Source organism: Pseudomonas batumici (assembly GCF_000820515.1).
Taxonomy (GTDB): domain Bacteria; phylum Pseudomonadota; class Gammaproteobacteria; order Pseudomonadales; family Pseudomonadaceae; genus Aquipseudomonas; species Aquipseudomonas batumici.
On record NZ_JXDG01000005.1, the window covers coordinates 1 to 25,569 of the forward strand.

Genomic DNA, 25,569 nt, shown 5'->3' on the forward strand with positions numbered 1-25,569 from the left:
CCCTCGTCGCGGCCCCTCCTGGAAGCCCCAACCATTGCCATTTCCAGCGTAACCTCCCCCGGTGCCAGAACCGAAGCTCTGTGGTCTTCCCGCAATGATATACAAGGGCTTGATTTCAAAAGCTTGTCCGGCTACATATCTCTCGTCCGCCATTATTAAGTCTCCGTGTGATAGTCACCCCGTTGGAAGTGTTTACTGTCGTTTATTTCTGGAGAAGTTTTCGTGAGATATGTATTGGGGTTTTGAGTGAAAAGGCTCTCTGTTCTGCAAGACAATGGCTACAAGTATTTTTTCTAGGAAGATCGCTGATTTTTAGGTGTTCGTACTTAAGGAAGCGCTGGATTTATTCGGTTTGCGCCCCTGAAATACATCGCAGATCTTGAATTATCAGACGGCAATACTTGGTTTTTTGAATAAATTAGCGCTTCCTTTAAAGGAATTTGAAGCGGACACGGTCTTGTGGCGAGCGGGCTTGCCCGCGCTGGGGCGCGAAGCGGCCCTAAAACCTGTAATTGCGATGCATCAGGTAGAACGCAGTGCCTGGTTTTGCGACTGCTACGCAGCCGAGCGCGGGCAAGCCCGCTCGCCACAAGGGGGCAACGTCTAGTGCAGCGGCAGGTTATCCAAGGACTGATCCAGCTCGGCTTTCGCCATTTCCACCAGATGCATGGCCGAGAACGCCAGCGCCCGTTTGGAACCGCTGAGACCATCGCCGGACTCGTAGGCGGTGGCCGCCGCGCAGGTCAGCAGCTCGGAGACGTGAACCAGGGATTCTTCCAGGCTTCGAGCGGGTTTGGCGTTGGGCAGACGAATAGTCTCCGGCGATGGAGGCGTTGGGCTGGGCAGATAGTGATCAAGGGCACGCTGGATGGCGGCTTGGTCCTTGAGTCGGTCGACAGAGGGGAAGACGTTGGAATCCTGAACGGGCTTACCGGGGGTAACTTTGCTCATAATTAAGCTCCAGACTAATAAAGATAGCCTGACATTTATCGAGCTTGCAGACTCGGCCGCTGATTTGGTAGCGACAAGTCCCAGGCTAGCGGCGCGATGAGCAACCCGCAAGGCGTTGGGATTTTCTAGGAAATGTCCCGCAAGGGAAAGGGAATCGTCTGCCAATTTCAGATAAAAAGCGGGAGCGCTTCGTGCCGATCGCAAGCTCGTGCTTACAGTGAGGGCAATGGTGGCAGCTGTGCGCAGGTGTGCAAGACCGAGGATATAGGACTCGGCAGACCCGAAGGTCTCCCACGCACAGCCACCATAGCAATCCAGCGTCGAACACCAGTCTACTGAACGACGCGAAAATTGTGGGAGCCGGCTTGCTGGCGATGGCATCCTCAAGAGCGCCACAGAATGCAACCGAACACGTAGACCCGTGGATCGCCAACGATAGCGATGGTGAATGTCACATCGCAATCGCCGGCAAGCCAGCTCCCACAGGGATCGCGTTCAGATCAACTGGCGGATTTCAGCTTACTGAAGCTTCGCCAGATCACCCTTCAACACTGTCACTGGGAAATCGGCTGCGCCTCACCAACCCCAATGGCACGCGCCGTGGGTTGCTCATGATGGGCGCGCAGCTCGGCCAGGATGTCCTGGTCCAGAAAGGTTACCCAGCGGATGTAGTTCCGATGGATCTTGCCGTCCCGGTAATCCATGCCGCTGCTGTCGCGGTAGGTGATGTTGTAGCCATTGGCGCTGTAGTTGATGTCGATCTCGACGTGGAGTTTCTCACGCACGGTGATCTCGGCCTGGACCTGGGCCGGGTTGACGCGCTGCACGCTCCATTCACGCTTGGCCAGGGCAGTGATAATCGCCTGTTTCACCTCCTCCTGGCTGGCTTGTACTTGCGGCGCGAGGGTGCGGGTCGGGGTGACGATGGGTTTGCTGGTACAGCCCGCCGCCATCAACAGGGTCAGGGCGACAAGTGCAGCACGAAGCAGGGAAGACATTCCGTTTTCTCCAGAGGGTTTCAAGAAATCAGCGCCAGCGCCGGAACACCAGCGAGGTGTTCACGCCGCCAAAGGCAAAGTTGTTGTTCATCACATACTCGTGGCTCATCTGCCGGAACTCGCCGCGCAGGTAATCCAGCTCGCCGCAGTGCGGGTCGATCTGGTCGAGGTTCAGGGTATGGACGTAGCTGTCACGGTTCATCATCTCGATGCTGAACCAGGATTCCAGTGCGCCGCAGGCACCCAGGGTGTGGCCGAAGAAGCTCTTCTGCGAACTGATGGGCATGCGGCTGCCGAACAGACTGTTGGTGGCCAGGGTTTCGGCGATATCACCCTGTTCGGTGGCGGTGCCATGACCGTTCACGTAGCCGATGGCGTCCGGCGTCAGGCCGGCATCTTCCAGGGCCAGTTCCATGGCCCGGCGCATGGTGCCCTGCTCCGGCCGGGTGACGTGCTGGCCGTCGGCGTTACTGCCGAAACCGACGATTTCCGCATGGATATGCGCACCACGGGCCAGGGCATGCTCCAGCTCCTCGAGCACCAGCATGCCTGCGCCTTCACCGATCACCAGGCCATCACGGCCGCTGTCGTAGGGCCGCGGGCTGCTCTGCGGCGCATCGTTTTTCAGGCTGGTGGCGTAGAGCGCATCGAACACCATGGCCTCGGTGGGACACAGCTCCTCGGCACCGCCGGCCAGCATCAGCGGCAGGCGCCCGAACTTGATCGCCTCGTAGGCATAGCCGATGCCCTGGCTGCCGCTGGTGCAGGCGCTGGAGGTGGGGATCAGGCGCCCGGTCAGGCCAAAGAAGATGCTGATATTCGCCGCCGTGGTGTGCGGCATCATGCGCACGTAGGAGTTGGCGTTGAGACCTTCGGCCACGGAGTGGATCAGCATCATGCCGAAGGCCCTGATCTCGTCGGTGCTGCCGGTGGACGAGCCGCAGGCCACGCCCATGCGCCCGTCGCGGATAATGGGGTTGCCCAGCAGGCCGGCGTCGGCCAGGGCCATTTCCGCCGCGCCGACGGCGAAGCGCGAGACCCGCCCCATGCTGCGCAGTTGCTTGCGGGTCCAGTGCGACGGCACCGCATGGTCATCGATAGGTCCGGCCAGGCGGGTGTTCAGCTCGCTGAAGCGCTCCCACTCGGGCATGTAGCGGATGCCACTGCGGTTGGCCCGGAAGTTGGCCTCGATGCGGGTCCAGTCGCTGCCCAGGGCGGTGATGCCGGCCATGCCGGTGACGACGACACGCTTCATCAGCACAGGCCTCCGTTGACCGCCAGCACTTGCCGGGTGATGTAGGCCGCCTCCGCAGACATCAGGAAGTTCACCGCGCCGGCGACTTCTTCCGGGGTGCCCATGCGTTGCGCCGGGATCATTTTCAGCAGTTCTTCCACCGGCACGTTTTCATCGAGCATGACGGTGTCGATCAGGCCCGGGGCGACGCAGTTGACGGTGATCTTGCGTTTGCCCAGCTCGATGGCCAGGGCCTTGGCGGCGCCGATCAGGCCGGCCTTCGAGGCGCTGTAGTTGACCTGCCCGCGGTTGCCGATCAGCCCGGATACCGAGGTGATGCAGACGATGCGCCCGGGAGCGCGCCGGCGGATCATCGGCATCATCACCGGGTGCAGGACGTTGTAGAAACCGTCGAGGTTGGTGCGCAGGACCTGGTCCCAGTCGTCTTCGGAGAGGGCCGGAAACGCGCCGTCACGGGTCAGTCCGGCGTTCAGCACCACGCCGTAGTAGGCCCCATGGGCTTCGACGTCGGCCTCAAGGCGGCTGCGACAGGCTTCACGGTCGGACACATCGAATTGCAGCACCCGGGCCTGGCGGCCCAGTGCCTGGACTTCGGCCTGCACGGCCTCGGCATCGGCGCGACCGCTGCGGCAATGCAGCACCAGGTCAAAACCGGCCCGGGCCAGGCGCAGGGCGATTGCACGGCCGATACCGCGGCTGGAGCCGGTGACCAGGATGGATTCAGTCATGAGGACTCCTGTGATTCGGATAGATAAGCGGCGGCCTGGGGCGGACGGAACACGTTCAGGCGCGCGGTGGCATGGATGTCGGGACCGGTCAGGTGGCATTCGAACACGCCCATGCCGTTGTCGTCTTCCAGCGTGCGCAGGGCATGGATGGTCAGTTCGCTGCCGGCGGGAAAGCGTTCCACGTTGCAGTCGAACTTGCGCGTGCCGAGCAGGAAACCCAGCTCCACCGGCCGGCCTTCGTCACGGGCGTGGCAACCGGCATAGGCGGCAACGCTCTGGGCCATCAGTTCGATACCGACCCAGGCCGGCAGGCTGCCGTCCTCGCGGTTGAACAGGCCGTCCGGGCGCACGGTGAGGCGAGTGTGGATCTGTTCTTCATCGAAGGACAGGACCTGGTCGATCAGGATCATGTCCCCGGCATGGGGCAGCAGTTCGGCGAGCGGCCAATCGATCATGGGGCGTCTCCGATAATCAGGCTGACGTTGTTGCCGCCGAAGGCAAAGGAGTTGCTCATCAGGCGGCGCAGTGGTTGGGGGGCGAGGCGGTCGCCCGGCCTGACCCAGTTCAGGGGCGCCAGCGCGGGATCGGCCTGGCCGTCCCAGATGTGCGGCGGCAGGAGGCCGGACGGGTTGTCGGCACTCAGGCTCAACCAGCAGAACGCCGCTTCCAGCGCGCCGGCGGCACCCAGGGTGTGGCCGGTCATGGGCTTGGTCGAGGAGCATGGCAGGCCTGCCGGGAACAGGCTGGACACGGCCAGGCTCTCCATGGCGTCGTTGTGCTGGGTCGCGGTGCCGTGCAGGTTCAGGTAGCCGATGTGCTCCGGTTGCAGGCCAGCCTGCTTCAGGGCCTTGTCCATGGCTTGCACGGCGCCCCGGCCCGTCGGGTCGGGGGCGGAAATATGGTGGGCGTCGCTACTGGCGCCGGCACCGAGCAGCGCAATGGCAGGGCCGTCGTCGGCCTGCCGGGTCATCAGGAACAGCACCGCCGCTTCGCCGATATTGATGCCGCTGCGGTTCACCGAAAACGGGTTGCAGCGCTGCGCCGACACCGCTTCCAGTGCGCTGAAGCCCCTGAGCGTCAGCGCGCAAAGGCTGTCGACGCCGCCGCACAGCACCGCGTCGCACAGGCCCTGGTCGAGCAGGCGCCGGGCACTCATCAGGGCCCGGGCACTGGAGGTGCAGGCGGTGGAGATCACGTAGGCCGGGCCGCGCAGTTGCAACCAGTCGGCGAGGAAGTTCGCCGGGTCGCTCAGCTCCTGCTGCTGGTAGTCATAACCCTCGGGGAAGTGCTGGTCGCGCAGGTAGCTGGCGATACCACGACTGGCTTCGTCGATGCCCGAGGTGCTGGTGCCCAGGACGATGCCGATGCGTTCGCGGCCATAGGTGTCGATGGCACGCTGGATCGGCTCGGCGATTTGCCGCGTGGCCTGCATCAGCAGTTGATTGTTGCGGCTGGCATGGGCGCCCAGTTCAGCGGGAATCGCCGGCAGTTTGCCGCGCACGGCGGCGACCGGCAGGCTGCGTTCCAGTACCCAGCCGCTTTCCGGGCGCATGCCCGAGCAGTCGCCGGCAAACAGCTTGCGCGCCACGCTCTGCTTGTCGCGGCCCAGGGCGCAGATCACGCCGAGGGCGTTCAGGTAGGCGGTCATGGGGCGGTCTCGCTCAACGGACTGATCCGGTACTGCAGGCTGTCCGGCAGGCTCAGGGTGAACTCCAGCGCCCGGCGATAGCTGACCTGCCAGCGGTCGCCCAGGGCACGCTGCTGCGGCTGCTGGCGGGCAGTCGGGTAGCTGGCGGGCAACTCGCCCGGCGGCGTCAGGGCAAAGAGTAACGCAGCGAACAGCTCGCGTGCTTGCGGATTGGGCGGCAACAGGCCATCGGCCTGCCAATCACCGTCCAGCAGGCGCTGGCGGGCCAGGGGAATGCCCAGCGGGTCCATCAGCGACCAGCGCAGGCCGTTCGCCTCGCGCTGGATCACCAGCAGCCAGTCCTGGCGCTGCCCGGCCTGTTCGCGCTCGATGTGCAATTGCAGCGGCAGGGCCAGGGTCGGCGCCTGCACGGGCAGCGGTGCCCGGCTGGCGCAGGCGCTCAGCAGCAGGAGGCAAGCCAGCAACAGGGCACGGATCATTCGGCAAGCCCGCCGAGCGGTTTGCGGGCGACCAGGTTGACCAGGGTTTCCTCACGCTGGCCCACCGGCGGCGGGTTCTTCAGGCGCAGGCGTTCCAGCAGCCCGAAGTCCTTGGCCCGGCTCCACCACAGGTACGGGTAGGAGACGTTCCGCGGGGTGAATTCGAAACCCTGGTCGCGGATCATCTCCAGGTACTGTGCCGCGCTTTTCTGCACATGCATCGGGTGGCGGAACAGCCAGCGAATCACCCAGGTGTCGATATAGGCTTCGGTGGACTCGGCGAACAGCAGGTAGCCGCCTGGCTTGAGCACCCGATAGAACTCGGCCAGGGCGCGGTCCTGCTGCACCAGGTGATGGAAGGTCTGGTGGCAGAACAGGATATCGACGCTTTGCGAAGGCACCTCGAGGCTCGCGCAGTCACTGCCGATCAGTTCGACTTCCAGGCCACGGCGCTGTGCTTCTTCGCCGCTGAGTTTCAGGCTGTGGGGATCGGCGTCGAGGCCGATCAGTCGCGCCGGGGCGAAGACCTGTTGCAGATACTGGAAGGACTTGCCCTGGCCGCAACCGACGTCGAGCAGCACCGGGTTGGCCGGCGGGGCTTCGCTGAACAGGCCGCGCAGATCGTTGATCGCCACCCGCAGCACGTGGTGCTGCCAGGTGTGGCTGCGCAGGAACCAGAAACCGAAACGGGTTTCCTCGACGTAGGTGTCGCTCAGGTAGGTATTGCTCATCTCGGGGTGCTCGCGCAGATTTCAGACAGCATCCGCAGACGGCGCCGGGGTTCACTGACAAAGGGGTTACGCTCGTCCCAGGCATAGCCGGCGAGGATCGCACTGATCATCGCGCGGATTGCCGGGGAACTGCCAGGATGGAAGATCACATCCTGGAAGGTCCCGGCGTACCAGCCTTCGACGTAGCAACGGAAGGTATCGACACCGCGCTTGAGCGGTTCGGCGAACTGGCGCTGCCAGTCGACGCTTTCGCCTTGCAGTTGGCGGTGCAACAGGCCGGCGGCCATGCTCGCCGAACGCATGGCGATGGTCACGCCGGAGGAGAATACCGGATCGAGGAACTCCGCGGCGTTGCCCAGCAGGGCGAAGCCCGGTCCGTGCAGGGTCTTCACGTTGGCCGAGTAGCCGCCGATGCTCCGCGCCGGGGTGTCCCACACGGCGTTTTCCATCACGGCCTGCAGGCTCGGGGTCTCGGCGACGAAGCCCTTGAGGCAGGCATCCAGGTCCTCGGTGCGGCCGGCAAAGTGTTCGGCGGCGGCCACCACGCCGATGGAGCAGCGCCCGTTGCTGAACGGGATGGTCCAGAACCAGATATCGCGCTTTTGCGGGTGGGTGGTGATCAGGATCTTTTCCCGATCGAAACCGGGGTGTTCGATCCGGTCTTCGACGTGGGTGAACACCGCCTGGCGCAGCGGGAAATTCGACGGTGCTTCCAGGTCGAGCAGGCGCGGCAGTACCCGGCCGTAGCCGCTGGCATCGAGGACGAAGCGTGCTTCGATCAGATACTCGCTGCCGTCTTCGCGACGGGCCTGGAGCTGCGGTTGCGGGCGCTCGAAATCAACGCTGATGATCTCTTCGCCATAGCGGATTTCCACGCCCTGCAGGGCCGCCTGATCCGCCAGCAGCTTGTCGAAATCGGCACGCTGGACCTGGAAAGTGGTCGGCTTGCCGTTGCTGAAGGTCTTGCCGAAATCGAAGGCGCTGTAGTGTTCGCCCCAGGCGAAGGCCGCCCCGTTCTTCAGCTGGAAACCGGCGGCGTTGACGGCCTCGAGCATGCCGGCCTCTTCGACGAAGTCCAGGCAGTGCGACAGCAGGCTTTCACCGATGGAAAAGCGCGGGAAGTGCTGGCGCTCGACGATCAGCACGTCGTGGCCATTGCGCTTGAGCAAGGCGGCGGCGATGGCGCCGGAAGGGCCGGCACCGATCACCACGACTTCGCGACGTTCCATTTCAATCATTGGCACACGGGCTCCTTGCGGGGTCGACGGTCTTCAAAGGGATGGGCTGGGGATCATCCTGGCCGGCGGTCGTGACCGGGTGATCCTCCCGCGACGGCTGCCCCGGCGTCGTGGTGTTGTCGGCCCGACGTGCGGCCCAGGGAGCGAGCAGGAAGCTGAAGGCCAGCCCCAGGCTGACCGCCAGGCCGAAGTTGCTCACCGCCGGCGTGCTGGAAATCGCCAGCAGGCCGAACGACAGCCAGGTGGTCAGGGCCGCCAGCAAGGTGCCCAGCAGGCTGACGGCGGCGCCGCCGACTTGCTCGCGCATCAGGATCGCATAGTCGACGCTGATGGCGGTCACCAGCAGCAGGCCGAACAGGCTGAACAGCGTTAGCGGCTGGCCGAGCCAGCCGAGGCTGGCCAGGCTGCACAGGGCCGCCAGCAGCGGCAGGGCGACGATCCGCAGGGCACCGCCGAAGCCGAACGGCAGGATCAGCAACAGCACGATCAGCACGCAGGAGGCCAGTTTCAGTTCGGCGGCGCTGACCTGGGTGGCGGCGAAGACCCGGTTCAGTTCGCCCAGCCGATCCACCAGGCGTACGCCCGGCAGCCCCTCGGCTTGCGCCCGCAGCAGGTCGGCGTTGTTCAGCCCGCGCAGGCTGACCATGCCCGCCACGCCGTCGGCCTGCGGCCCCAGCCAGAGCAGGCGCCAGGGTTCGGACAGCGGGCCTTTGAGGGCGCTGTCGATATCCTGGATCGGCAAGGCTTGCAGCTGGGCCAGTTCGCTTTGCAAGGCACTGGCCGGGACGCCGAGGTCGAGCAGGGGTTGCCAGAACCCTGGCAGTTGCTTGAGCGAGTCCTGTAGCTGCTGCTGTTCCCGGGGCAGGCTGACCACCTGGTCCAGCGACTGATAGCCCTGGAGCTTGCCCTGGCTCACCAGTTGATCGAGCCGTTCGCCGAGGGCCGTCTGGCGCTCCAGCAACTGCTGTTGGTCGGCAGCCTGTACCAGGAAGAACTGGCTGGTGGGCTGGTAGCCGGTGATCCGCGCGACCGCCTGGGCCTCGGCCTGCAGTTGCGGCGGTGCGGCGACCCATTGGCGGATATCGTTCTTGCTGGTCAGTTGCCACAGGCCGCCGGCACAGAACAGCGCCAGCAGCGTCAACAGCAGGCGGTTGCCGACCTTGCGCAGCAGGGCTTCACGGACCCTCAGCAAGACTTCGCAGACCCGCAGCGGCCACTGCGCCGGACGCAGGTCGCTGCCCTTGAGCAACGCCGGCAGCAGGCACACGGCGGTCAGGTAGGCACCGAGCAGGCCCGCGGCGGAGAACACGGCGATCTGGGTCAGGGCTGGAAACGGGGTCCAGGCCAGGGCCAGGTAGCCGATGCAACTGGTGGCCAGGCTCAGGCTCAGCCCGGGCAGGGTGATGCGCAGGGCCGGCCAGCTGTGCCAGGGTTTCAGGCTCCAGCTCTTGGACAGGTAATGCAGCGGATAGTCCACGGCCACACCGATCAGGCTGGCCCCCAGTACCAGGGTCATCACGTGCAGATGACCGAACAGCGCCACGCAGGCCACCGTGCCGAACAGCATGCCCACCAGCACCGGAACGAAGGCCAGTAACACCCGCCAACGGCGGAAGGCCAGCAACAGCAGCAAGAGGATGCCGAAGGTGGCGCCGCCGCCGACCCAGGTGATTTCCCGAGTCGCCTGTTGCTGGCCGCTGGCGGCATACAGCAGGCCGCTGGCGGCGAGCAGTTGCGCGTCGTCTTGCCCGGCCTCTTCGCGGCTGTGCTTGAGCAGTTCGGCGACCTGCACCGGCAGCTTCATGTCGAAGGCGTTGCCCCGGGTCCGGGCGCGCAACAGCACCCAGCTTTTACCGTCGGCCTCGGCGATCAATGCGCCGCTGCCGATGTCGAATTGCACCGCGCCGGGTTTCGGTCGGCTGTCCTGGATGCGTCCGGTCAGGCCGAGCCAGTCGTCCTGGCTCGGCACCAGGCTGATCCCGGCGAAGGGATCGAACAGGGCCTGGACCCGCTGCTGGATGAACGCCGCGGGGTGTTCGATCAACTGTTGCCGGTCGGCGCGGGCGAGCATCGCCAGCCGGCTGGCCAGCAGTTGTTCACGCAAGGCCGGCAGGTCGGTCTGCAAGCTCCACTGCACCGTTTCGAACAGTCCGCTGGCCTGCCAGCGCTCACCCAGGCGTTGGGCCAGGGCAATGGCTTTCTGCCGGTCGGCCTGGCCCACCAGCACCAGCATTTCCCGGTTCAACGGTTCCTGCATGCGCTGTTCGGCCTTGAGCTCCAGGGCGTTGGGCGTCGAGCCCGGCACCAGTTCCATGAGGTCCGCCGACAGCGGCGCGCCATGGCGCCATTGCCAACCGGCGAGCGCCAGCACTGCCAGCAGCAGGATCAGGAACAGGCGCGGCAGCAGGCGTTCACTCGGCAAAGTCATGCTGCTCCGCGTCGCTCAGGGGCCGGTTGGCGTTGCTGTCCTGCATGCGCAGGACCGTACTGTCGCCCTGGGTTTCCAGCAGTTCGATGCGCTGCACCAATTCGCCACCGTCGATATTGATTCGGGTGAAGATCTGCTTGAGCAGCGCCGAGCGTGGTATCAGGGTCAGTTGCCATTGCTTGGCGTCGCCTTGCAGTTGCAGTTCGAAATCCCGCTGCAGGCCGCTGCTGTCGCCTTGCAGCACGGCGATGAACAGGCGGTTCTGCTCGGCGCCGGCACTTTTGTTCGGGACCATTTGCCAGCCGCTCGGGTCGCGCCGGGCGATGCCCTTGGCGTTGATCCGGTAGTCCTGCTGCAACGGTGTCTTGAGCAGCCAGAGCAGGCCGTGGTCCTTGGCGAGGACGAAGGTGCCCTTGCTGGTCAGCGGCTGCGGCAGGGCGCGCAGGTGCTTTTCCTGGATGAAGCCGCCGTGGATCACCGAAGGCTTGGCCAGCTGCTCGCTCAGCTGTTGCAGGTCGAAGGCCGACGCGTGGGCGGGCAGTGCCAGGCAGAGCAGTAGAACGATCTGGATCAGGCGGCTCATGCCAGCACCTTCTCGACGGCGGCGACGAAGACTTTGGGCGAGGCCAGTTGCATTTCCCGGCTCTGCATATCCACCGCCACTTGCACGGTGCTGGCGCGGGTCAGGCGTTCGCCGCTGGCCAGGTCGGTGATCAGGTAGTTGACCTTCAGGCGGTTCTCCCACTCCACCAGGTTGGCCCGCACATTGATCTTCTGGCCGAACACCGCCCCGCGCACATAACGCAGTTGCAGGTCGATCACCGGCCACGCGTAGCCGGATTCGCGCATCTGCGTGTAGTTGTGGCCGATATGGTCCAGCAGCGCGCAGCGGGCGACTTCCAAGTACTTCACGTAATGGCCGTGCCAGACCACATGCATGGTGTCGACGTCGAAGAACGGCACCAGGATCTCGGTATCGACATGCAGCACGCCACGGCTACGCATGCAGCCTCCAGTGTTGCTCGGCGATACGTTGCAGGCACAGGCGCAATTCGCCTTCGAGGGCGCGGTCTTCGATCACCGGGGCAAAGTCCTTTGCCAGGGCTTCATGCATGGCCGCCAGGGCCGGTGGCAAGGGGCGCGCATCGCTGGCCTGGCTGCGCAGCCAAACGCCCTGGTTGGCGGCTAGCAAGGTGGCGGCGGCGACCTGTTCGGTCAGCTCCAGCACCCGGATCGCGTCGCGGGCGGCAATGGTGCCCATGCTCACCTTGTCCTGGTTGTGGCATTCGGTGGAGCGCGAGAACACGCTGGCCGGCATGGTGTTTTTCAGGGCTTCGGCGGTCCAGGCACTGGCACCGATCTGCACGGCCTTGAAGCCATGGTTGAGCATCGCGCGCTCGGCGCTGGCCCCGGAGAGGTTGCTCGGCAGGCCGTGGTTGTAGCGCACGTCCACCAGCAGGGCGAGCTGGCGATCGAGCAGGTCGGCGACGTTGGCCACCAGGGTCTTGAGGCCGTCCATGGCGAAGGCGATATGCCCGCCGTAGAAGTGCCCGCCGTGGAGCACGCGCTCGGCGTCGGCATCGATGATCGGGTTGTCGTTGGCGCTGTTGAGTTCGGTCTCGATGAACGAGCGCAACCAGCCCAGGCTGTCGGCCAGCACGCCGAGGACATGCGGCGCGCAGCGTAGCGAGTAGCGATCCTGCAAGCGGTGCAGCGGCGCGGTCGGCGCGTCGATGGCCAGGTCCTGGCGCAGCCAGGCGGCGACTTGCATCTGCCCCGGGTGCGGCTTGGCGGCAAACAGGCGCTCGTCGAAATGCTCCGGGTTGCCCTGCAGCGCCACCACGTTGAGGGCGGTGATGCGGGTCGCCAGTTGCAGCAGGTAGTCGGCGCGGGCAAAGGCCAGGCAGGCCAGGCCGGTCATCACCGCGGTACCGTTCATCAGCGCCAGGGCTTCCTTGGGCCGCAGCACCAGCGGCTCCCAGCCGAGCTCGCGGTGCACGTCGCAGGCCTGGCGGCGTTCGCCGCGAAACAGCACTTCGCGCTCGCCGGACAGGGTCGCGGCCACGTAGGACAGTGGCGTCAGGTCGCCGCTGGCGCCGACCGAGCCCTCTTCGGGGATCAGCGGCAGGATGTCCTGGTCGAGGAACGCCTGCAGGCGCTCCAGCAGTTCCACGCGCACGCCGGACACGCCCTGGCACAGCGACTGCAAGCGCGCCGCCAGCACGGCACGGGTGGCCTGCGGGTCGAGCAGCTGGCCCAGGCCGCAGCCGTGGAAGGTGTAGAGGTGACGGGGCAGGGCCTCGACATGGTGCAGCGGCACCGCCACCACGCAGGAGTCGCCGTAGCCGGTGGTGACGCCGTAGATCACGCCTTCCTTGTCCAGCAGGGAGTCAAGGAACTGCGCGCCCTTGGCAATGCGCTGGCGGAACGCCGGGTCGCCTTGCAGTTGCGTGGGCACCTGACGGTTGGCCAGGGCCAGCACGTCTTCGATGCGCAGCGGGAGTTCGCCGAAGGTGACCGGCTCAAGCGGATGCGTTGTCATCGGATTTCCAGAAAGGGTAGAAATTGAACCATTGGAGCGGTGCCAGCAGGCAGTAGTGGCCCAGGCGCTCGGCGTAGCGGGCGGCCCAGTGGGCGACGACCTGTTCGCGGTCGCTGCGTTTCCACTGCACCGCCTCGGTGAAGGGTTCGAGGGTGATACGGTAGCGGCCCTGCAGTTTCACGCAGAACAACAGGTTGACCGGGCATTTCAGCAAGCCGGCCATCAGCCACGGGCCTTGCGGGAACGCGGCGGGATGGCCGAGGAAATTCACCCGCACGTGGCGTCCGCCATGCAGCGGCACGCGGTCGCCGGCAATCGCCAGCCACTCGCCACGGTCCAGACGCTGGCTCAGTTGCAGCATGGTCGCCGGGTCCAGTTCGCTGACCTGGATCAGCCGCAGGTTGGTCGCCCCGGCCTCGCCCAACAACCGGTTGAAGCGTTCGGCGTGCTTGGTGTGCACCAGCACGTTCATGGTGACCTTTTCGCCCAGTTCGGCGAGGGCGCGGCAGACTTCCAGGTTGCCCAGGTGCGCGCCCACCAGCATCTGTCCGCGTGCGCCACGCAATTGATCGCGCAGCAGGGCCGGATCGATGATCTCGAGCTGTTCGAGGCGCAGCTTGCCGTTCCACACGTCGAGCTTGTCCAGCAGCGAGTCGGCAAAGGCCATGAACTGCCTGAAGACCTTCATCCAGGTCGGTCGCAGGCCGCTTTGACCACTCCAGTCGGCCAGCCGCTGCTGGTATTGCCAGGCACTGTGCCGGGCACCGCGGCCGAACAGAAAAAAGTACAGGACGATGCCGTGCAGCAGCGGGCTGAGCAGTTTGCGGCCGAGGACCTTGACACCGAAGGCGGTCAGTTTCATCAGCCAGAAGCTGCCGCGTTCCTGGTGGTCGGCCCAGTGTTTTGGCTGGTCGATCATGTCCGCCACCGTCGCCAGAGGATGCTCGGCAGGCGCACCAGCATGCCGAAGAACATCCGGGTATGCATGTTGGAAATCAGCACGTTGTCGTGGAACAGGCGAAAGTGCGAGAGACCGTCCTGGGGATAATGCACCTTGACCGGCAGCCAGCGCATGGACTGGTTGCGCCAGGCCAGGCGCACGAGGATTTCCGAGTCGAAGTCCATGCGCTTGCCCAGCTTCGCCGAGTCGATCAGCGCCAGCACCGGTGGCAGCGGGTAGAGCCGGAAGCCGCACATGGAGTCGCGGATCTGCAGCGACAAGCTGTTGATCCAGACCCAGACGTGGGTCAGGTAGCGGGCATAGAGCCGGACCTTGGGGACGCTCTCGTCGTATTGCGGGTAGCCACAGATCAGCGCTTCGGGATGGTTGCGCGAGGCTTCGAGGAAGATCGCGACGTCGTGCAGGTCGTGCTGGCCGTCGGCGTCCACCTGCAGGGCGTGGCTGAAGCCCAGGCGCGCGGCCTCCCGCAGCCCTGTCATGAGTGCGGCGCCCTTGCCCTGGTTGAAGGGTAGTTTCACCAGGGAGACCTGTTGCTGTTCGGCGAGTCGTTCCAGCACCGCCGCGCAAGCCGGACTGCTGCCATCGTCCACCAGCACGCAGGGCAGGCCGGCCTGCAACAGGGCTTCGACCACCGCGGGGACGGCGGCTTCATGGTTGTAGACCGGGACAATGGCGCAAGGCTTATGCATGGGGGGCCTCCAGCACGATGCGTCCGCTGGAGCAGGCGGCCGTCGCATTGCGGAAGGCGAAGTGGAGTTTGCTGCGTTCGCGGTCGAAGCGCAGGCTCAGTTCGAGCCGGTCGCCCGGGCGTACCAGTTGCTGGAACTTCAGCACTTCCATGCCGGCGAATTTCGCCGGCAGGTCGAGCAATTGCCGGCCCAGGTCCAGCGCCCAATCCACCTGCACCACCCCGGGCAATACCGGTGTCACCGGGAAATGCCCGCTGAAATAGGCCAGGTCCGGCGGCACTGCCAGTTGCAACAGCCATTCATCGTCGTCTGCCTGCCGGGCCAGCACCTCGGGTCCTTTGGGGCGCGGGGCGCGGAGCAAGGCTTCGACTTCCGCCTGGGGCAATTTCCCCTGGGCATTGAGCGGCAACTGGCGCAGCAGGCGCCAGCGGCGTGGCAGGGCCAGGACTTCGCAGTGTCGCAGCAGGTGCTGGCGCAGGCCGTCGGTCAACGCGCGTCGGCCCTGATTGCGCAAGGCATGCAGGCCATCCTCGCTGAGCACCAGCAAGGCCCCCAGGTAAGCGCGGTTTTCCTGGACCACGGCCAGGCGCGCCTCGGCGACCCAGGCATGTTCCACCAGGGCCTTTTCCAGCATCGGCAGCGAAATGCGTTTTTCTTCCAGCTTGACGATGCGGTCCAGCCGCCCCAGCAGTTCGAAACGGCCGTCGGCCTCGAAGCGCGCCGCGTCGGCGGTGTGCTCGACATGGCCGGCGGGCAGGTAGGGCGAGGCCACGCGCAAGGCGCCGTCGCTGTCCTGGGTCAACTGCACATCGGCGAACGGCTGCCACAGCGAATCGCCCTGGCGCCAGGCAATGCCGCCGGTTTCCGAGCTGCCGAAGATTTCCGTCGGCCATTGCCGCAAGCGTTGCTGCAGGCTGGACGCGGCCTCGGGCGGGAGTGCGCCGCCGGAGGAAAACACCCGACGCACCTGACTCAAGGCCGGCCAGTCGAGGTTGTCGCCCATGCGCTTGAGCAGGGCCGGGCTGGCGACCCAGGCGAACTGCGGGTGTTCACGGCTGGCGCACTGGAGGTCTTCGGGGAAGGCCAGTTGCTTGCGCACAAAGGTACGGCCGGCGCACAGCGGCCAGAGCACGCGGAACAGCAAACCGTAGATATGCTGGGTGGCGACGCTGCCGATGAGGCAGGCCTGGTCGAGGTCGGCGCCCCAGAGCTGCTCCAGGGCCAGGACTTCATTGGCCAGCTGGCGCAGGCTTTTGTCGATGCGCTTGGGCTCGCCGCTGGAGCCGGAAGTGCACAGGCTCAGGCGGCAGGTATCCAGGTCGAGTTCGGCGCGGTCCAGGGGCTCGGCGTAGAGCGCTTCGAGAGCGGCGCTGTCGGTCAGCCACAGGTCGACGTCCGCCGCCCAGCGTTGGCGGGTCTGCTCTTGCAGGTCCGCGGGCAACAGCACCCGAACGCCGGCGCGCCAGGCGCCGAGCAGGGCAATCGCCAGCTCCCCGGCATCTTCCAGGTACACGGCGATATGTTTTACTCCGCGCGCGCGCAAGCCGGCCGCCAGGCCCAGGGCCCGTTGCGACAGCTCGCTGTGATCCAGCGGCGGATCGAAGGTGACCGCACGCGGTCCGTGCGACTTGAGCAACAGTTGCTCAAGGTTTATCCAGTTCATGCGTGGCCTCTTACCCGTTGTCGTACCAGCCACTCAATGGCAAACAGCAAGCCCATCAGTCCGTAGGAGATCAGGCCGGTGTACAACATCCACCAACTCAGCGGCGCCCAGACGGTCAGGGCGGCGGCGATCAGGCCGTTACAGAGAAAGAACAGGCTCCAGATCCGGGTCACCTGCCTCGTATAGTTGATCGCCGCGTCCGGCAGTTGCGGTTCCCTAAGGCGGGCCAACCGCTCGACCACCGGCGGGCCGAATTTCAGGCTCAGGCCAAACAGGCCGAGCATGAAGGCGCTGATCAGCACCGGGTACCAGCGCAGCAGCAACGGGCTGTTCAACAGCGCCAGCAGGCCGCAGAACGCGATGGCGAACAGGGCCATCCACAGGCTGCCGGGCCGCCGTTCGCCGGTCAGGGCACGGGCCAGCCACAGGCCGCCGAGCAACAGCCCGAACTGCCAGGGGGCGAAGTGCTCCATGCCGAAATACACTGCAAAGGGGTACAGCAGGCCCGCCAGCAGCAGACCCAGGCCGATCAGGCGTTTCATGCGGCCGGTTGCACCAGGCGAAAGACCGCCTCGACCACATCGTTGACGGTACGCACCGACTTGAATTCCTCGGCGGCGATTTTCTTGCCGGTCTGACGCTTGATGTGGTCGATCAGGTCCACGGCATCGATGCTGTCGATTTCCAGGTCCTGGTACAGGTTGCTGTCCAGGTTGACGCGCGCGGGTTCCAGTTCGAAGAGTTCGACCAGGGCATCGCGCAGGGTGCTGAAGATATCCTCACGGGTTTGCATGGTACGGCCTCACTCTGCCTGTTTTGCCGTGACGAAAGCCGCAAGGCTGGCCACGTTGGAGAAATGGTCGCGGGTGTCCTTGGCGTCCGCATCGATCTTGATACCGTAGCGTTTCTGGATCGCCAGGCCGAGTTCGAGGGCGTCCACCGAGTCCAGGCCCAGGCCTTCGCCGAAGAACAGGGTTTGCTCGTTGCCGATGTCTTGCGCGCTGATGTCTTCCAGGCCCAGGGCCTCGATGATCAGTTCCTTGATCTCAAGCAGCAGGGCGGGGGTTGGATCGCTCATCTGAGGCGAGCTCCTTAATAAAGTAATGGTGCAGATAATCGTTCAGTTTGCGCGAGGCCCGGGGCGTGGGGCCCAGCGCGGCAAAGCTTTGTGGGTCTATATCGGCGCCGACATGGAAACTGAAGTGCACGCGGCGTCGGGGTATGCGATACCAGGGTTCGGCCTTGGTCAGGGTGGTAGGACTGACCTTGATCACCACCGGTGTGATGATTCTCGCACCGCGCAGGGCAATCGCGGCGGCGCCGCGATGAAAGGCCGGTGCCGCGCCCGGCGTGGTCCGGGTGCCTTCGGGGAAGACGATCAGGGTCTGGCCGTCTTGCAGGGCGCCGGCGGCGGCGTCGAGCATGTCGATGCTGCCGTTGTTGCTGATGTATTCGGCGGCGCGCACGGGCCCGCGGGTAAAGGGGTTTTGCCAGAGGCTCTGCTTGACCACGCAGTTGGTATGGCGCACCAGGCCGATCAGGAACACCACGTCGATCAGCGACGGGTGGTTGGCGATGATCATCTGGCCAGGGCGTCCGAGTTTCTCCGCACCGATGACTTCATAGGTCAGTACGCCGGTGCGGGCCATGAAGCGGATGAACAGCCAGGAAAGCCGGCTGATCGTTTGTCGTGCGCGCAGGCGCTGACGTTCGGCATCGCCCGGCAGGCAGCTGAGCAAGGGCAGGATCACCAGGCGCAGGCACAGGCCGCTCAACCCGAAGAGGGCGAAGCTCAGGGCGGTGGCCAGCAAGCGCCAGTAATAGGCGTCGCGGCGCTTGCTCATGGTCGGCGTTGCCAGTTCCATACCCGGTTTTTCCATACGTGTCGGCAAGTGGGGTGTTGGCCCAACAGGGTACGCAATAGATCGAGGGCATGGGGCCACTGGGTCGGGTTGGGCTCGTCCTGGCCGCTTTCGAGGGACAGTTGCCACTCGTCGCCTGGCGTCAGTAGCAGGCCGAGGGCATAGGGGAACGGCACGTCGTCGATCCAGCGGTGGTAGGCCTCGGGCGGTTGCTCTTCGGCGATCACCAGCAAGACCGCGGGCGCCCCTTCATCGAGCAGCGCGGCGGCTTCGAGGATGCCATGCTCCAGGCCGTCGCCGTTGGCGGCCAAGGCGGTCATTTCGCAGGTCGAGCCACGCAGGATCGACCACAGGCCAATCACTGCGTTGTGCACCGAGAGGCTGAACTGGGTGGGTGACAACGGCTGGTCGGCGGCCAGGTCGCAGAGGATTTCGAAGGTACGTGGGGTTTCGCCGTGCCGGGAGATGAACACCAGCGGCAGTTGTGCGTGTCCCTCGGCCAGTGGCCAGCCGACGCTGAACGCCATGCGCGCCAGGCGGCTGAGACGGCGGCGCTGCATGGCCGGCAGGAAGGACACGTCCGGTGCCGCATCGCTGGGCGTGGGGATGCCGGGCTGGCGGCTCCAGGCCTGCCAGTCGTCCACACTTTCCAGGCCCGGAGCCCAGGCGCGCCATTGGGCGATGTTGAAGTTGATCACTGAATGTCTTCCCGCCCCTGCGGGCTTCCTTGAACGCCATGGTTGATCCCTGAACCCCTACCAACCCTGGTGTGGCGCTACGGCCGAGTGGCGCGCATTATCCCGGTGCGCAAGGCCTGTAGCAAATTTTTGGTTACATTTTGCTCGATTAAATTGACGAAATGCGAGCGGACTGATGTCAGCTGGCTATTATTCGTATTTTTTTTGATACGTCTGTCAGCGATTTCGTATTTTGCTGGGAAAGTGCTCGGCCTGAGTGAGGTTATTGCGATGGGCGGCGTAGTACTCGTCCCAGCAAGGTGGCGCGGCAGCGGTCAAGCCCTCTACACTCGGTCATTCATTGATACACGGAGGTCTTGTCATGCGGCGTGTGGTGTTCAATCAGAAAGGCGGGGTCGGCAAGTCGAGCATTGCCTGCAACTTGGCGGCTGTCAGCGCCAGCGAGGGCTATCGGACCCTGCTGGTGGATCTCGATGCCCAGGCCAACTCCACGCAATACCTCACCGGGCTGACCGGCGAGGAGATTCCCATGGGTATCGCCGACTTCTTCAAGCAGATCCTGTCGTCCGGGCCGTTCTCGAAGAAAAACCAGGTGGATATCTACGAGACGCCCTTCGACAACCTGCACGTGATCACCGCCACGGCCGAACTGGCGGACCTGCAGCCCAAGCTTGAGGCCAAGCACAAGATCAACAAGCTGCGCAAATTGCTGGACGATTTGTCGGAGGATTACGACCGGATTTACCTGGATACGCCGCCGGCGCTGAATTTTTATGCGGTTTCTGCGTTGATTGCAGCCGATCGTGTATTGATTCCCTTCGATTGCGACAGTTTCTCCCGGCAGGCGTTGTATGGCCTGCTGGCCGAGATCGAAGAGTTGAAGGAAGACCACAACGAAGACCTGCAAGTGGAAGGGATCGTGGTCAACCAGTTCCAGGCGCGGGCGAGTCTGCCGCAGCAGATGCTCGACGGCCTGATCGCCGAGGGCTTGCCGGTATTACCGGTGTACCTCGCCAGTTCGGTGAAGATGCGCGAGTCCCATGAGGCGAACCAACCGCTGATCCACTTCGATCCGCGGCACAAGCTGACCCAGCAGTTCGTCGAGCTGCACGCGCTGCTGGAGCACAACGCCTGACCCGCCTTTGCGCGGGCCTCAGAGACCTTGGCTGCGCAGCCAGGCCAGCAACTGCGGTAGCGGGAAGGCGCCGCTCTGGCGCGCCACTTCCTGGCCGTTTCTGAACAGGATCAGGCTGGGGATCGAGCGAATCCCCAGCTGTGCCGACAGCTGCGGATTGGCCTCGCTGTCGAGCTTGGCCAGGCGGCACTTGCCGGCCAACTGCGCCGCCGCCTGTTCGAACACCGGCGCGAAGGATTTGCACGGTCCGCACCAGTCCGCCCACACGTCCACCAGCAACGGCAGGTCGCCCTTGATCTGGCTGGCGTAGTCGCCCTGTTTCAATTCGAACGGTTTATCCAGCAGGACCGCGGCCTTGCAGCGCCCGCATTTCGGCTGGTCGCCCAGGCGCTCGGCGGGGATGCGGTTGAGGCCGTTGCAATGGGGGCAGGGGATCAGTAGTGGTTCGGACATAAGGGGGCTCCAGGGAAGTGGCCAATACCCCCTTATCTGGAGCTGGGTGCGGGTTTTATCAAGCCTTGTTGCATACCCTCACATTTTCAACCGTCGGCGTTCGACCCGGGAATCTAGTCAGGGAGAACGCACCGTCAGTCGGATTGGCGCTATAGCAAATTGCGATACATCTGAGCCTGCTCACGAAGAGCAACTGATCTCCAGATGCTTGCCCCACTCCGGTGGTCGTTCGGCGTATCGCTCCATACCTGGTTGCTCTTCGAACGGCTTGCTCAATACGGCATGGAGTCGCCGAACTTCCTCGTAGTCGCCACCTTCCGCCGCCTCGATGGCGTTCTGCGCCAGGTAGTTGCGCAGGATGTACAGCGGGTTGACCGCGTGCATCCGCGCCTTGCGCCGGGCCTGGTCCTGATCCGGTTCGCGGGCGACCCGGGCCTGGTAGCGCTCGGCCCAGGCGTCGAACCCCTTGATATCGATGAAGTCATCGCGCAGGCGCGCCGTGGCCTGGGCGGCTGACTCATCTCCCAGGCGTCGAAAGAACAAGGTGTAGTCGACGCCACCGACCTGCATCAGTTGCAGCAGGCTTTCCACCAGTTTCTGGTCGTCGTCTTCGGCGCAGGTCAGGCCGAGGCGGCGGCGCATCAGGTCCAGGTAGTGGGCCTGGAACAGCGGCAGGAACAGGCCCAGCGCTTCACGCAGGGCCTCGACGCTGATGAATGGCGTCAGGGCCTGGGCCAGCGCGCTGAGGTTCCACTGGCCGATGGGCACCTGGTTGCTGAACGAGTAGCGGCCCTGGTCGTCGGAGTGGTTGCAGATGAAGTTCGCATCGAAATCATCGAGAAAGGCGAACGGACCGAAGTCGAAGGTGATGCCCAGGATCGACATGTTGTCGGTGTTCATCACGCCGTGGCAGAAACCGTAGGCCTGCCACTTGGCGATCAGTTCGGCATTGCGCTCGACGATCTCGCGGAACATCGCCAGGTAAGGCTCCGGCTGTTCCAGGCATTCGGGGAAATGCATCGCCAGCACATGCTCGCCGAGCTGCTTCTGCTGCTCCGGTTGCCGGGTGTAGTAGAAGTACTCGAAATGACCGAAACGCACATGGCTGGGCGCCATGCGCAGGAGCATGGCGCCGCGCTCCTGTTTCTCGCGCCAGACCGGCGTGTCGGAGCCGATCACGCACAGCGCGCGACTGCTGGGAATGCCCAGCGCCTGCAGGGCTTCGGAGGCGAGGAACTCGCGGATCGACGAGCGCAGCACCGCCCGTCCGTCGCCCATGCGCGAATAAGGCGTTTGCCCGGCGCCCTTGAGGTGCAGGTCCCAATGCTCGCCCGCGTCGTTGTAGACCTCGCCCAGCAACAGTCCGCGACCGTCGCCCAGGCGCGGGTTGTAGAAACCGAACTGATGCCCCGAATAGACCATCGCCCGGGGTTCGGCTTTGGCCCAGAGCTTGTGGCCGCCGAACAGCTCGGCGAACACCGGCTCCTCGGCAATGGCCGGGTCCAGGTCGAGCAGGGCCATGGCCGCCGGACTCACCGCCACCAGCCGCGGATTATCGAGGGGTTCGGGCAGGATATGGGTGGAGAACCCGTCGCCCAGGCGGGCGAAGCGGTTATCGAAGGTCAGTTCGTCGAGGGCTTTCAACGGCCGGCTCCAGGGGAATGTCCAAGTATTCTGCTGGGATTAGCCGGCGGGCGCCAGCGGCGTCATGCAAACCACATGAGCGCCGCGTTTTTTCAGGTCTCAGTCGAGCTTGTCCGGCGGCGGCAGTCGCTCCGGCTTGGCCGCTGTAGTCGGCCCTGGCGCGGGCATTTCGCCTTCCGCCGGCACCAGTTTGTATTCCTGGCCGTTCAGGTTCTTGAGGTAGACCTCCATCTGCCGGAACGAGATGTGGATGTGCTCTTTCTTGAACTCGCGGTTGATGAAGCGGTTGACCTCGTCGATCACCGGGTTGCGGTCGCCCAGGTCACGCACGTGCATGCGCAGTTCGTGGTCCAGGCTGCTTTCGCCGAAGTTCAGGAAGAACACGTGGGGTTCGGGGTCCTTGAGCACCCGCGGGTTGTCCTGGGCGGCCTTGAGCAGCAGCTCCTTGACCCGGTCCAGGTCCGAGCCGTAGTCCACGCCGAGCTTGAGGGTCACGCGGGTGACGGTGTCGGTCAGCGACCAGTTGATCAACTGTCCGGTGATGAAGGTCTTGTTCGGGACGATGATGTCCTTGCGGTCGAAGTCGGTGATGGTGGTGGCGCGGATGCGGATCTTGCTGACCGTGCCCGACAGGGTGCCGATGGTGATGGTGTCGCCGATCCGCACCGGACGCTCGAACAGGATCATGATGCCGGAGATGAAGTTGGCGAAGATTTCCTGCATGCCGAAACCCAGGCCCACCGACAGCGCCGCCACCAGCCATTGCAACTTGTCCCAGCTCACGCCCAGGGTCGAGAGGGTGGAGACGAAGCCGATGCCGGAGATGATGTAGGACAGCAAGGTGGTGGTGGCGTAGGCGCTGCCCTGGGCCAGTTCGAGCTTGGACAGCACCAGTACTTCGAGGAGACCCGGCAGGTTGCGCGCCAGGGCGAAGGTGATACCGATGATCGCCAGGGCGCCGATGACGTTGCCGATGCTGATCGGCACCATGCTCATGGTCGCGCCGGTGCCGCTGGTGTATTCGTAGAGGGTGATGTTGTCCAGGTAGGAGAACACGCTGATCAGGTCCGACCAGACCCAGTACAGCGCCGCGACGAAGCCGCCGAGCAGGGCCAGGCGGATCAGGCGCATGGATTGTTCGTTGACCTGTTCGATGTCCAGGGTCGGCTCTTCGATCACCGGCTCGCCGTCGCCGGCCTCCTTGGCCGCCTGGCGTTTGCTCAGGGCGCGCTGGTAGGCCAGGCGCCGGGCCGCCACCGCCAGGCCGCGCGCGAAGGTCGCCTCGATCACCAGCCACAGCATCAGCAGGTACAAGGTCTCGATCAGCCGGTCACTGAGTTTCAGCGCGGTGTAGTAGTAGCCGAAGCACACGGCGATGAACAGCGCGATGGGCATGGCGGTGAAGAGCACGCCGATCAGTTTGCGGAACAGCGAGGCGCTGCCGTGGTTCGGGGTGCCCAGCAGCAGGCGACTGAGCAGCCAGGCCATCAGGCTGTAGCAGGCCAGGACCACGGCGATACCCAGCACGTCGTCGGCCAGCGAGGCCGGTTGCAGCTCGGCCACGGAGACGATGGCCACCAGCGCCAGGACCACGATGCCGAGTCGGCGAATCCAGCCCCGGAGAAATTCGACCTGGGGTTTTTCCCAGCGGAAATGCAGTTCGGCCACACCGCCCGGCGCGAGAATCCGGTAGGCGGTGTAGAACACCAGCCAGGCCAGGGATATCTGCAGCAGCGCGGCGCCGAGGCTGGCGTTCTGGCCACGGGCGTCGATCTGCAGGGCATAGCCGCACAGGGCCAGTGCCAGGGCGATCGGCATCGCCAGCGCGATGTTGACCAGGAGCGCCAGCGGTGTGTGCCACTGGCTGTCGCGTTTGAAGTGGCCGATGTCCTTGTGCACCTTGCTCAGGCGCGCATACAGCGACTTGCGCCGCCACAGCAGGGCGCCGATCAACAGCAGCAAGGGCAGGAACAGCAGCGGGCGCTGTACCAGGCCGTCGGTCAGCTCACTGAAGCTGGAGGCCCAGGGCAGGGTGGTCACCTGTTTTTGCAGGCGTGCCGGGACGCTGGAGATCCATTCCGGGTCCAGCGGCTTGTTGCTCGGGATCCAGAACATCTGCTCGTCCAGCGTCGCGCGCAGGCTCTGGGCAGTGCTGAGCAGTTGCTTCTGGTTCAGTTGCAGGGTGATGGATTCGTTGAGCAGGGCACTCAGTTCGCGGTTCAGGCGCTCCAGCAGGTCGCTGCGGGTCACCACCAGGTCCAGCAGGGTCTTGCGCAGTTGCGCATTGACCTGATCCGGCGGCTGGTTCGCCAGCAGGCTGTCCACGTAGGTGGCCGGGCTGCTGATCAGCTCCCGCTGCTGGTTGACCTCGAACTGGTAGAGGCGGATATCGGCGATCTCGTCGGCCAGGTCCTTGTCCACTTGCAGGCGCGGCAGCGCCTGTTTCTGCTTGTAGAGGATCTTCGACAGCAGCAGGCTGCCCTTGAGCACGCTGATCTGTTCGTCCAGGGCCTGGTCGCTCTGGGTCACGCTGTCGAGCTGCTGTTTGGTCTGCAGGTTCTGCTGGGTCAGCTCGTTGAGGCGGTCGGTGCTCTTGAGCAGGTAGTCGGAGAGCTTGAGGTTGGTGGCGCTTTCGGTGGCCAGCACGCTGCTGTCACCGGCCTTCTGCGCTTCGATGGATTGCTGGGTGACGGTCTGCTGGGACTGGGCCAGGCGCTTCTGGTTGATCAGCGACTGCATGTCCTGGATTTCCTGCTCCAGGCGCGCGGTCTTTTCCATCAGCAGGTCGTGCTGGCTGTTGCCCAGGTCCTGCAACTGGCTGTTGCCGGCCAGTTCCTGGCGGCGCAGCAGGATCAGCGCGTTGATCGAGGCCTGCTCGGCATTCAACTGGTTGCGCTGGTCGGCGTTGAGGGTCTTGCCGTTGTCCTTGCCCAGCTTGAGGATGCCGTTGATCTGCTGGATGCGGGTCTGGCTGTTGCTGATTTCCGACTGTGCGCGCTCGGGGCGGGTCTGGGCGGTGATGATCAGGGTGTTGGCATCGGCCAGGGCTTTTTGCAGGTCGCCCTGTTGGGCGGTGCGCTCGGTGAGCGATTGTTCGAGCTGCGGGACCGACTGGTTGGCATAGCGCTGGGCCACCGGTACCACTTTGGTGACCTTCAGGCGCGCCAGTTCGCGCTGGTTTTCGACGGTCTGGCGCGGCGCGTCGGCGACTTGCTGCTTGGTCGCGGTCAGGCGCTTTTCGTAGTCGTCCTGGCTCGACAGCCAGGTCAGCGTCTGCTGCAGCACGAGTTGCAGGGCTTTCTGATCGGCGTCGGGCAGCTTGCGCTCGGCGATCTTGTCCAGGCTTTGCTGGACCGATTCACGGGTGGGCGGTTCGGCCGCTTGCAGGGCGCCGACGGAAAGACTCAGGCCCAACAAGGCCGTGACAAGAAAAGTGCGCAAGAAAGACATAGGTACCGGTCAAGCA

General features: G+C 64.7%; 24 protein-coding genes and 1 pseudogene. 1 reads left to right on the forward strand and 24 read right to left on the reverse strand.

The window, feature by feature from the left end; translation table 11 throughout:
• Window positions 1-603: 603 nt before the first annotated feature.
• The 21 genes and pseudogenes from UCMB321_RS31305 to UCMB321_RS02960 all read right to left on the reverse strand — a co-directional run bounded on the left by UCMB321_RS31305 (window position 604) and on the right by UCMB321_RS02960 (window position 18,871).
• The gene (locus tag UCMB321_RS31305) at window positions 604-951 is read right to left on the reverse strand and encodes a DUF6124 family protein (RefSeq protein ID WP_040063723.1); all 348 of its coding nucleotides are present in this window, start codon (window positions 949-951) and stop codon (window positions 604-606) included.
• Between the two features lie 554 nt (window positions 952-1,505).
• Window positions 1,506-1,949 (reverse strand): hypothetical protein, encoded by a 444-nt coding sequence (locus UCMB321_RS02865; protein WP_040063724.1) that lies wholly within the window; start codon window positions 1,947-1,949, stop codon window positions 1,506-1,508.
• Between the two features lie 28 nt (window positions 1,950-1,977).
• Window positions 1,978-3,204 carry a beta-ketoacyl-ACP synthase gene (locus UCMB321_RS02870; RefSeq protein WP_040063725.1) on the reverse strand — a complete coding sequence of 409 codons (1,227 nt, stop codon included), beginning with the start codon at window positions 3,202-3,204 and terminating at the stop codon, window positions 1,978-1,980.
• Window positions 3,204-3,932, reverse strand: coding sequence for a 3-oxoacyl-ACP reductase FabG (gene fabG, locus UCMB321_RS02875; RefSeq protein WP_040063726.1), 729 nt, complete (start codon window positions 3,930-3,932; stop codon window positions 3,204-3,206). Before fabG ends, UCMB321_RS02870 begins: the two co-directional genes overlap by 1 nt.
• Window positions 3,929-4,387 (reverse strand): hotdog family protein, encoded by a 459-nt coding sequence (locus UCMB321_RS02880; RefSeq protein ID WP_040063727.1) that lies wholly within the window; start codon window positions 4,385-4,387, stop codon window positions 3,929-3,931. Before UCMB321_RS02880 ends, fabG begins: the two co-directional genes overlap by 4 nt.
• Window positions 4,384-5,580 (reverse strand): beta-ketoacyl-[acyl-carrier-protein] synthase family protein, encoded by a 1,197-nt coding sequence (locus UCMB321_RS02885; RefSeq protein WP_040063728.1) that lies wholly within the window; start codon window positions 5,578-5,580, stop codon window positions 4,384-4,386. The genes UCMB321_RS02880 and UCMB321_RS02885 overlap by 4 nt, the downstream gene beginning before the upstream one ends.
• A complete protein-coding gene (locus UCMB321_RS02890) occupies window positions 5,577-6,059 on the reverse strand; it encodes a hypothetical protein (protein WP_040063729.1) in 483 nt (160 codons plus the stop codon). Before UCMB321_RS02890 ends, UCMB321_RS02885 begins: the two co-directional genes overlap by 4 nt.
• Window positions 6,056-6,790, reverse strand: coding sequence for a class I SAM-dependent methyltransferase (locus tag UCMB321_RS02895; RefSeq protein WP_040063731.1), 735 nt, complete (start codon window positions 6,788-6,790; stop codon window positions 6,056-6,058). Before UCMB321_RS02895 ends, UCMB321_RS02890 begins: the two co-directional genes overlap by 4 nt.
• Complete coding sequence (locus UCMB321_RS02900; protein WP_425338523.1) at window positions 6,787-8,034, reverse strand: NAD(P)/FAD-dependent oxidoreductase; 1,248 nt, start codon at window positions 8,032-8,034, stop codon at window positions 6,787-6,789. The genes UCMB321_RS02895 and UCMB321_RS02900 overlap by 4 nt, the downstream gene beginning before the upstream one ends.
• Window positions 8,035-8,152: 118 nt before the next feature.
• Window positions 8,153-10,456 (reverse strand): annotated as a pseudogene (locus tag UCMB321_RS02905) (MMPL family transporter); the annotation flags it as partial.
• Window positions 10,440-11,039 carry an outer membrane lipoprotein carrier protein LolA gene (locus UCMB321_RS02910; protein ID WP_040063734.1) on the reverse strand — a complete coding sequence of 200 codons (600 nt, stop codon included), beginning with the start codon at window positions 11,037-11,039 and terminating at the stop codon, window positions 10,440-10,442. The gene UCMB321_RS02910 and the pseudogene UCMB321_RS02905, both read right to left, overlap by 17 nt.
• Window positions 11,036-11,461, reverse strand: a complete 426-nt coding sequence (locus UCMB321_RS02915; RefSeq protein WP_040063736.1) for an acyl-CoA thioesterase — start codon at window positions 11,459-11,461, stop codon at window positions 11,036-11,038. Before UCMB321_RS02915 ends, UCMB321_RS02910 begins: the two co-directional genes overlap by 4 nt.
• Window positions 11,454-12,998, reverse strand: coding sequence for an HAL/PAL/TAL family ammonia-lyase (locus tag UCMB321_RS02920; RefSeq protein ID WP_040063737.1), 1,545 nt, complete (start codon window positions 12,996-12,998; stop codon window positions 11,454-11,456). The genes UCMB321_RS02915 and UCMB321_RS02920 overlap by 8 nt, the downstream gene beginning before the upstream one ends.
• A complete protein-coding gene (locus UCMB321_RS02925) occupies window positions 12,979-13,917 on the reverse strand; it encodes a lysophospholipid acyltransferase family protein (protein ID WP_040063739.1) in 939 nt (312 codons plus the stop codon). Before UCMB321_RS02925 ends, UCMB321_RS02920 begins: the two co-directional genes overlap by 20 nt.
• Window positions 13,914-14,648, reverse strand: a complete 735-nt coding sequence (locus UCMB321_RS02930) for a glycosyltransferase family 2 protein (RefSeq protein WP_040063741.1) — start codon at window positions 14,646-14,648, stop codon at window positions 13,914-13,916. The genes UCMB321_RS02925 and UCMB321_RS02930 overlap by 4 nt, the downstream gene beginning before the upstream one ends.
• Window positions 14,641-16,311: an ApeI family dehydratase gene (locus tag UCMB321_RS02935; protein WP_040063742.1), complete on the reverse strand. Its 1,671-nt coding sequence runs from the start codon at window positions 16,309-16,311 to the stop codon at window positions 14,641-14,643. Before UCMB321_RS02935 ends, UCMB321_RS02930 begins: the two co-directional genes overlap by 8 nt.
• Window positions 16,308-16,853, reverse strand: a complete 546-nt coding sequence (locus UCMB321_RS02940) for a COG4648 family protein (RefSeq protein WP_040063744.1) — start codon at window positions 16,851-16,853, stop codon at window positions 16,308-16,310. Before UCMB321_RS02940 ends, UCMB321_RS02935 begins: the two co-directional genes overlap by 4 nt.
• Window positions 16,850-17,104 carry an acyl carrier protein gene (locus UCMB321_RS02945; protein WP_040063746.1) on the reverse strand — a complete coding sequence of 85 codons (255 nt, stop codon included), beginning with the start codon at window positions 17,102-17,104 and terminating at the stop codon, window positions 16,850-16,852. Before UCMB321_RS02945 ends, UCMB321_RS02940 begins: the two co-directional genes overlap by 4 nt.
• Before the next feature lie 9 nt (window positions 17,105-17,113).
• Entirely contained in the window at window positions 17,114-17,389 is a 276-nt protein-coding gene (locus tag UCMB321_RS02950; protein ID WP_040063748.1) for a phosphopantetheine-binding protein, read from the reverse strand.
• Entirely contained in the window at window positions 17,358-18,176 is an 819-nt protein-coding gene (locus tag UCMB321_RS02955; protein WP_040063749.1) for a lysophospholipid acyltransferase family protein, read from the reverse strand. Before UCMB321_RS02955 ends, UCMB321_RS02950 begins: the two co-directional genes overlap by 32 nt.
• Window positions 18,152-18,871 (reverse strand): beta-ketoacyl synthase chain length factor, encoded by a 720-nt coding sequence (locus tag UCMB321_RS02960; protein WP_040063750.1) that lies wholly within the window; start codon window positions 18,869-18,871, stop codon window positions 18,152-18,154. The genes UCMB321_RS02955 and UCMB321_RS02960 overlap by 25 nt, the downstream gene beginning before the upstream one ends.
• 361 nt (window positions 18,872-19,232) lie before the next feature.
• Here UCMB321_RS02960 and UCMB321_RS02965 point away from each other — a divergent pair, with 361 nt between their 5' ends.
• Window positions 19,233-20,006: a ParA family protein gene (locus tag UCMB321_RS02965; protein WP_040063752.1), complete on the forward strand. Its 774-nt coding sequence runs from the start codon at window positions 19,233-19,235 to the stop codon at window positions 20,004-20,006.
• A gap of 18 nt (window positions 20,007-20,024) precedes the next feature.
• Here UCMB321_RS02965 and trxC read toward each other — a convergent pair whose 3' ends face one another.
• From trxC to mscK, 3 genes are all read right to left on the reverse strand, one after another.
• Window positions 20,025-20,459, reverse strand: coding sequence for a thioredoxin TrxC (trxC, locus tag UCMB321_RS02970; protein WP_040063753.1), 435 nt, complete (start codon window positions 20,457-20,459; stop codon window positions 20,025-20,027).
• Between the two features lie 180 nt (window positions 20,460-20,639).
• Window positions 20,640-22,103, reverse strand: a complete 1,464-nt coding sequence (gene selO, locus UCMB321_RS02975) for a protein adenylyltransferase SelO (RefSeq protein ID WP_040063755.1) — start codon at window positions 22,101-22,103, stop codon at window positions 20,640-20,642.
• Window positions 22,104-22,202: 99 nt separating this feature from the next.
• Window positions 22,203-25,553, reverse strand: a complete 3,351-nt coding sequence (gene mscK / locus UCMB321_RS02980) for a mechanosensitive channel MscK (RefSeq protein WP_040063757.1) — start codon at window positions 25,551-25,553, stop codon at window positions 22,203-22,205.
• Between the last annotated feature and the right edge of the window lie 16 nt (window positions 25,554-25,569).

Bases quoted from the DNA above. Each gene is read 5' to 3' on its own strand.
- UCMB321_RS02950 (WP_040063748.1), bottom strand. From the start codon at position 17,389: ATGAGCGATCCAACCCCCGCCCTGCTGCTTGAGATCAAGGAACTGATC.
- UCMB321_RS02885 (WP_040063728.1), bottom strand. From the start codon at position 5,580: ATGACCGCCTACCTGAACGCCCTCGGCGTGATCTGCGCCCTGGGCCGC.
- UCMB321_RS02955 (WP_040063749.1), bottom strand. From the start codon at position 18,176: ATGGAACTGGCAACGCCGACCATGAGCAAGCGCCGCGACGCCTATTAC.
- mscK (WP_040063757.1), bottom strand. From the start codon at position 25,553: ATGTCTTTCTTGCGCACTTTTCTTGTCACGGCCTTGTTGGGCCTGAGT.
- UCMB321_RS31305 (WP_040063723.1), bottom strand. From the start codon at position 951: ATGAGCAAAGTTACCCCCGGTAAGCCCGTTCAGGATTCCAACGTCTTC.
- UCMB321_RS02915 (WP_040063736.1), bottom strand. From the start codon at position 11,461: ATGCGTAGCCGTGGCGTGCTGCATGTCGATACCGAGATCCTGGTGCCG.
- UCMB321_RS02935 (WP_040063742.1), bottom strand. From the start codon at position 16,311: ATGAACTGGATAAACCTTGAGCAACTGTTGCTCAAGTCGCACGGACCG.
- UCMB321_RS02945 (WP_040063746.1), bottom strand. From the start codon at position 17,104: ATGCAAACCCGTGAGGATATCTTCAGCACCCTGCGCGATGCCCTGGTC.
- UCMB321_RS02940 (WP_040063744.1), bottom strand. From the start codon at position 16,853: ATGAAACGCCTGATCGGCCTGGGTCTGCTGCTGGCGGGCCTGCTGTAC.
- UCMB321_RS02965 (WP_040063752.1), top strand. From the start codon at position 19,233: ATGCGGCGTGTGGTGTTCAATCAGAAAGGCGGGGTCGGCAAGTCGAGC.
- trxC (WP_040063753.1), bottom strand. From the start codon at position 20,459: ATGTCCGAACCACTACTGATCCCCTGCCCCCATTGCAACGGCCTCAAC.
- UCMB321_RS02865 (WP_040063724.1), bottom strand. From the start codon at position 1,949: ATGTCTTCCCTGCTTCGTGCTGCACTTGTCGCCCTGACCCTGTTGATG.
- UCMB321_RS02890 (WP_040063729.1), bottom strand. From the start codon at position 6,059: ATGATCCGTGCCCTGTTGCTGGCTTGCCTCCTGCTGCTGAGCGCCTGC.
- UCMB321_RS02930 (WP_040063741.1), bottom strand. From the start codon at position 14,648: ATGCATAAGCCTTGCGCCATTGTCCCGGTCTACAACCATGAAGCCGCC.
- UCMB321_RS02925 (WP_040063739.1), bottom strand. From the start codon at position 13,917: ATGATCGACCAGCCAAAACACTGGGCCGACCACCAGGAACGCGGCAGC.
- UCMB321_RS02880 (WP_040063727.1), bottom strand. From the start codon at position 4,387: ATGATCGATTGGCCGCTCGCCGAACTGCTGCCCCATGCCGGGGACATG.
- UCMB321_RS02870 (WP_040063725.1), bottom strand. From the start codon at position 3,204: ATGAAGCGTGTCGTCGTCACCGGCATGGCCGGCATCACCGCCCTGGGC.
- UCMB321_RS02920 (WP_040063737.1), bottom strand. From the start codon at position 12,998: ATGACAACGCATCCGCTTGAGCCGGTCACCTTCGGCGAACTCCCGCTG.
- fabG (WP_040063726.1), bottom strand. From the start codon at position 3,932: ATGACTGAATCCATCCTGGTCACCGGCTCCAGCCGCGGTATCGGCCGT.
- UCMB321_RS02895 (WP_040063731.1), bottom strand. From the start codon at position 6,790: ATGAGCAATACCTACCTGAGCGACACCTACGTCGAGGAAACCCGTTTC.
- UCMB321_RS02910 (WP_040063734.1), bottom strand. From the start codon at position 11,039: ATGAGCCGCCTGATCCAGATCGTTCTACTGCTCTGCCTGGCACTGCCC.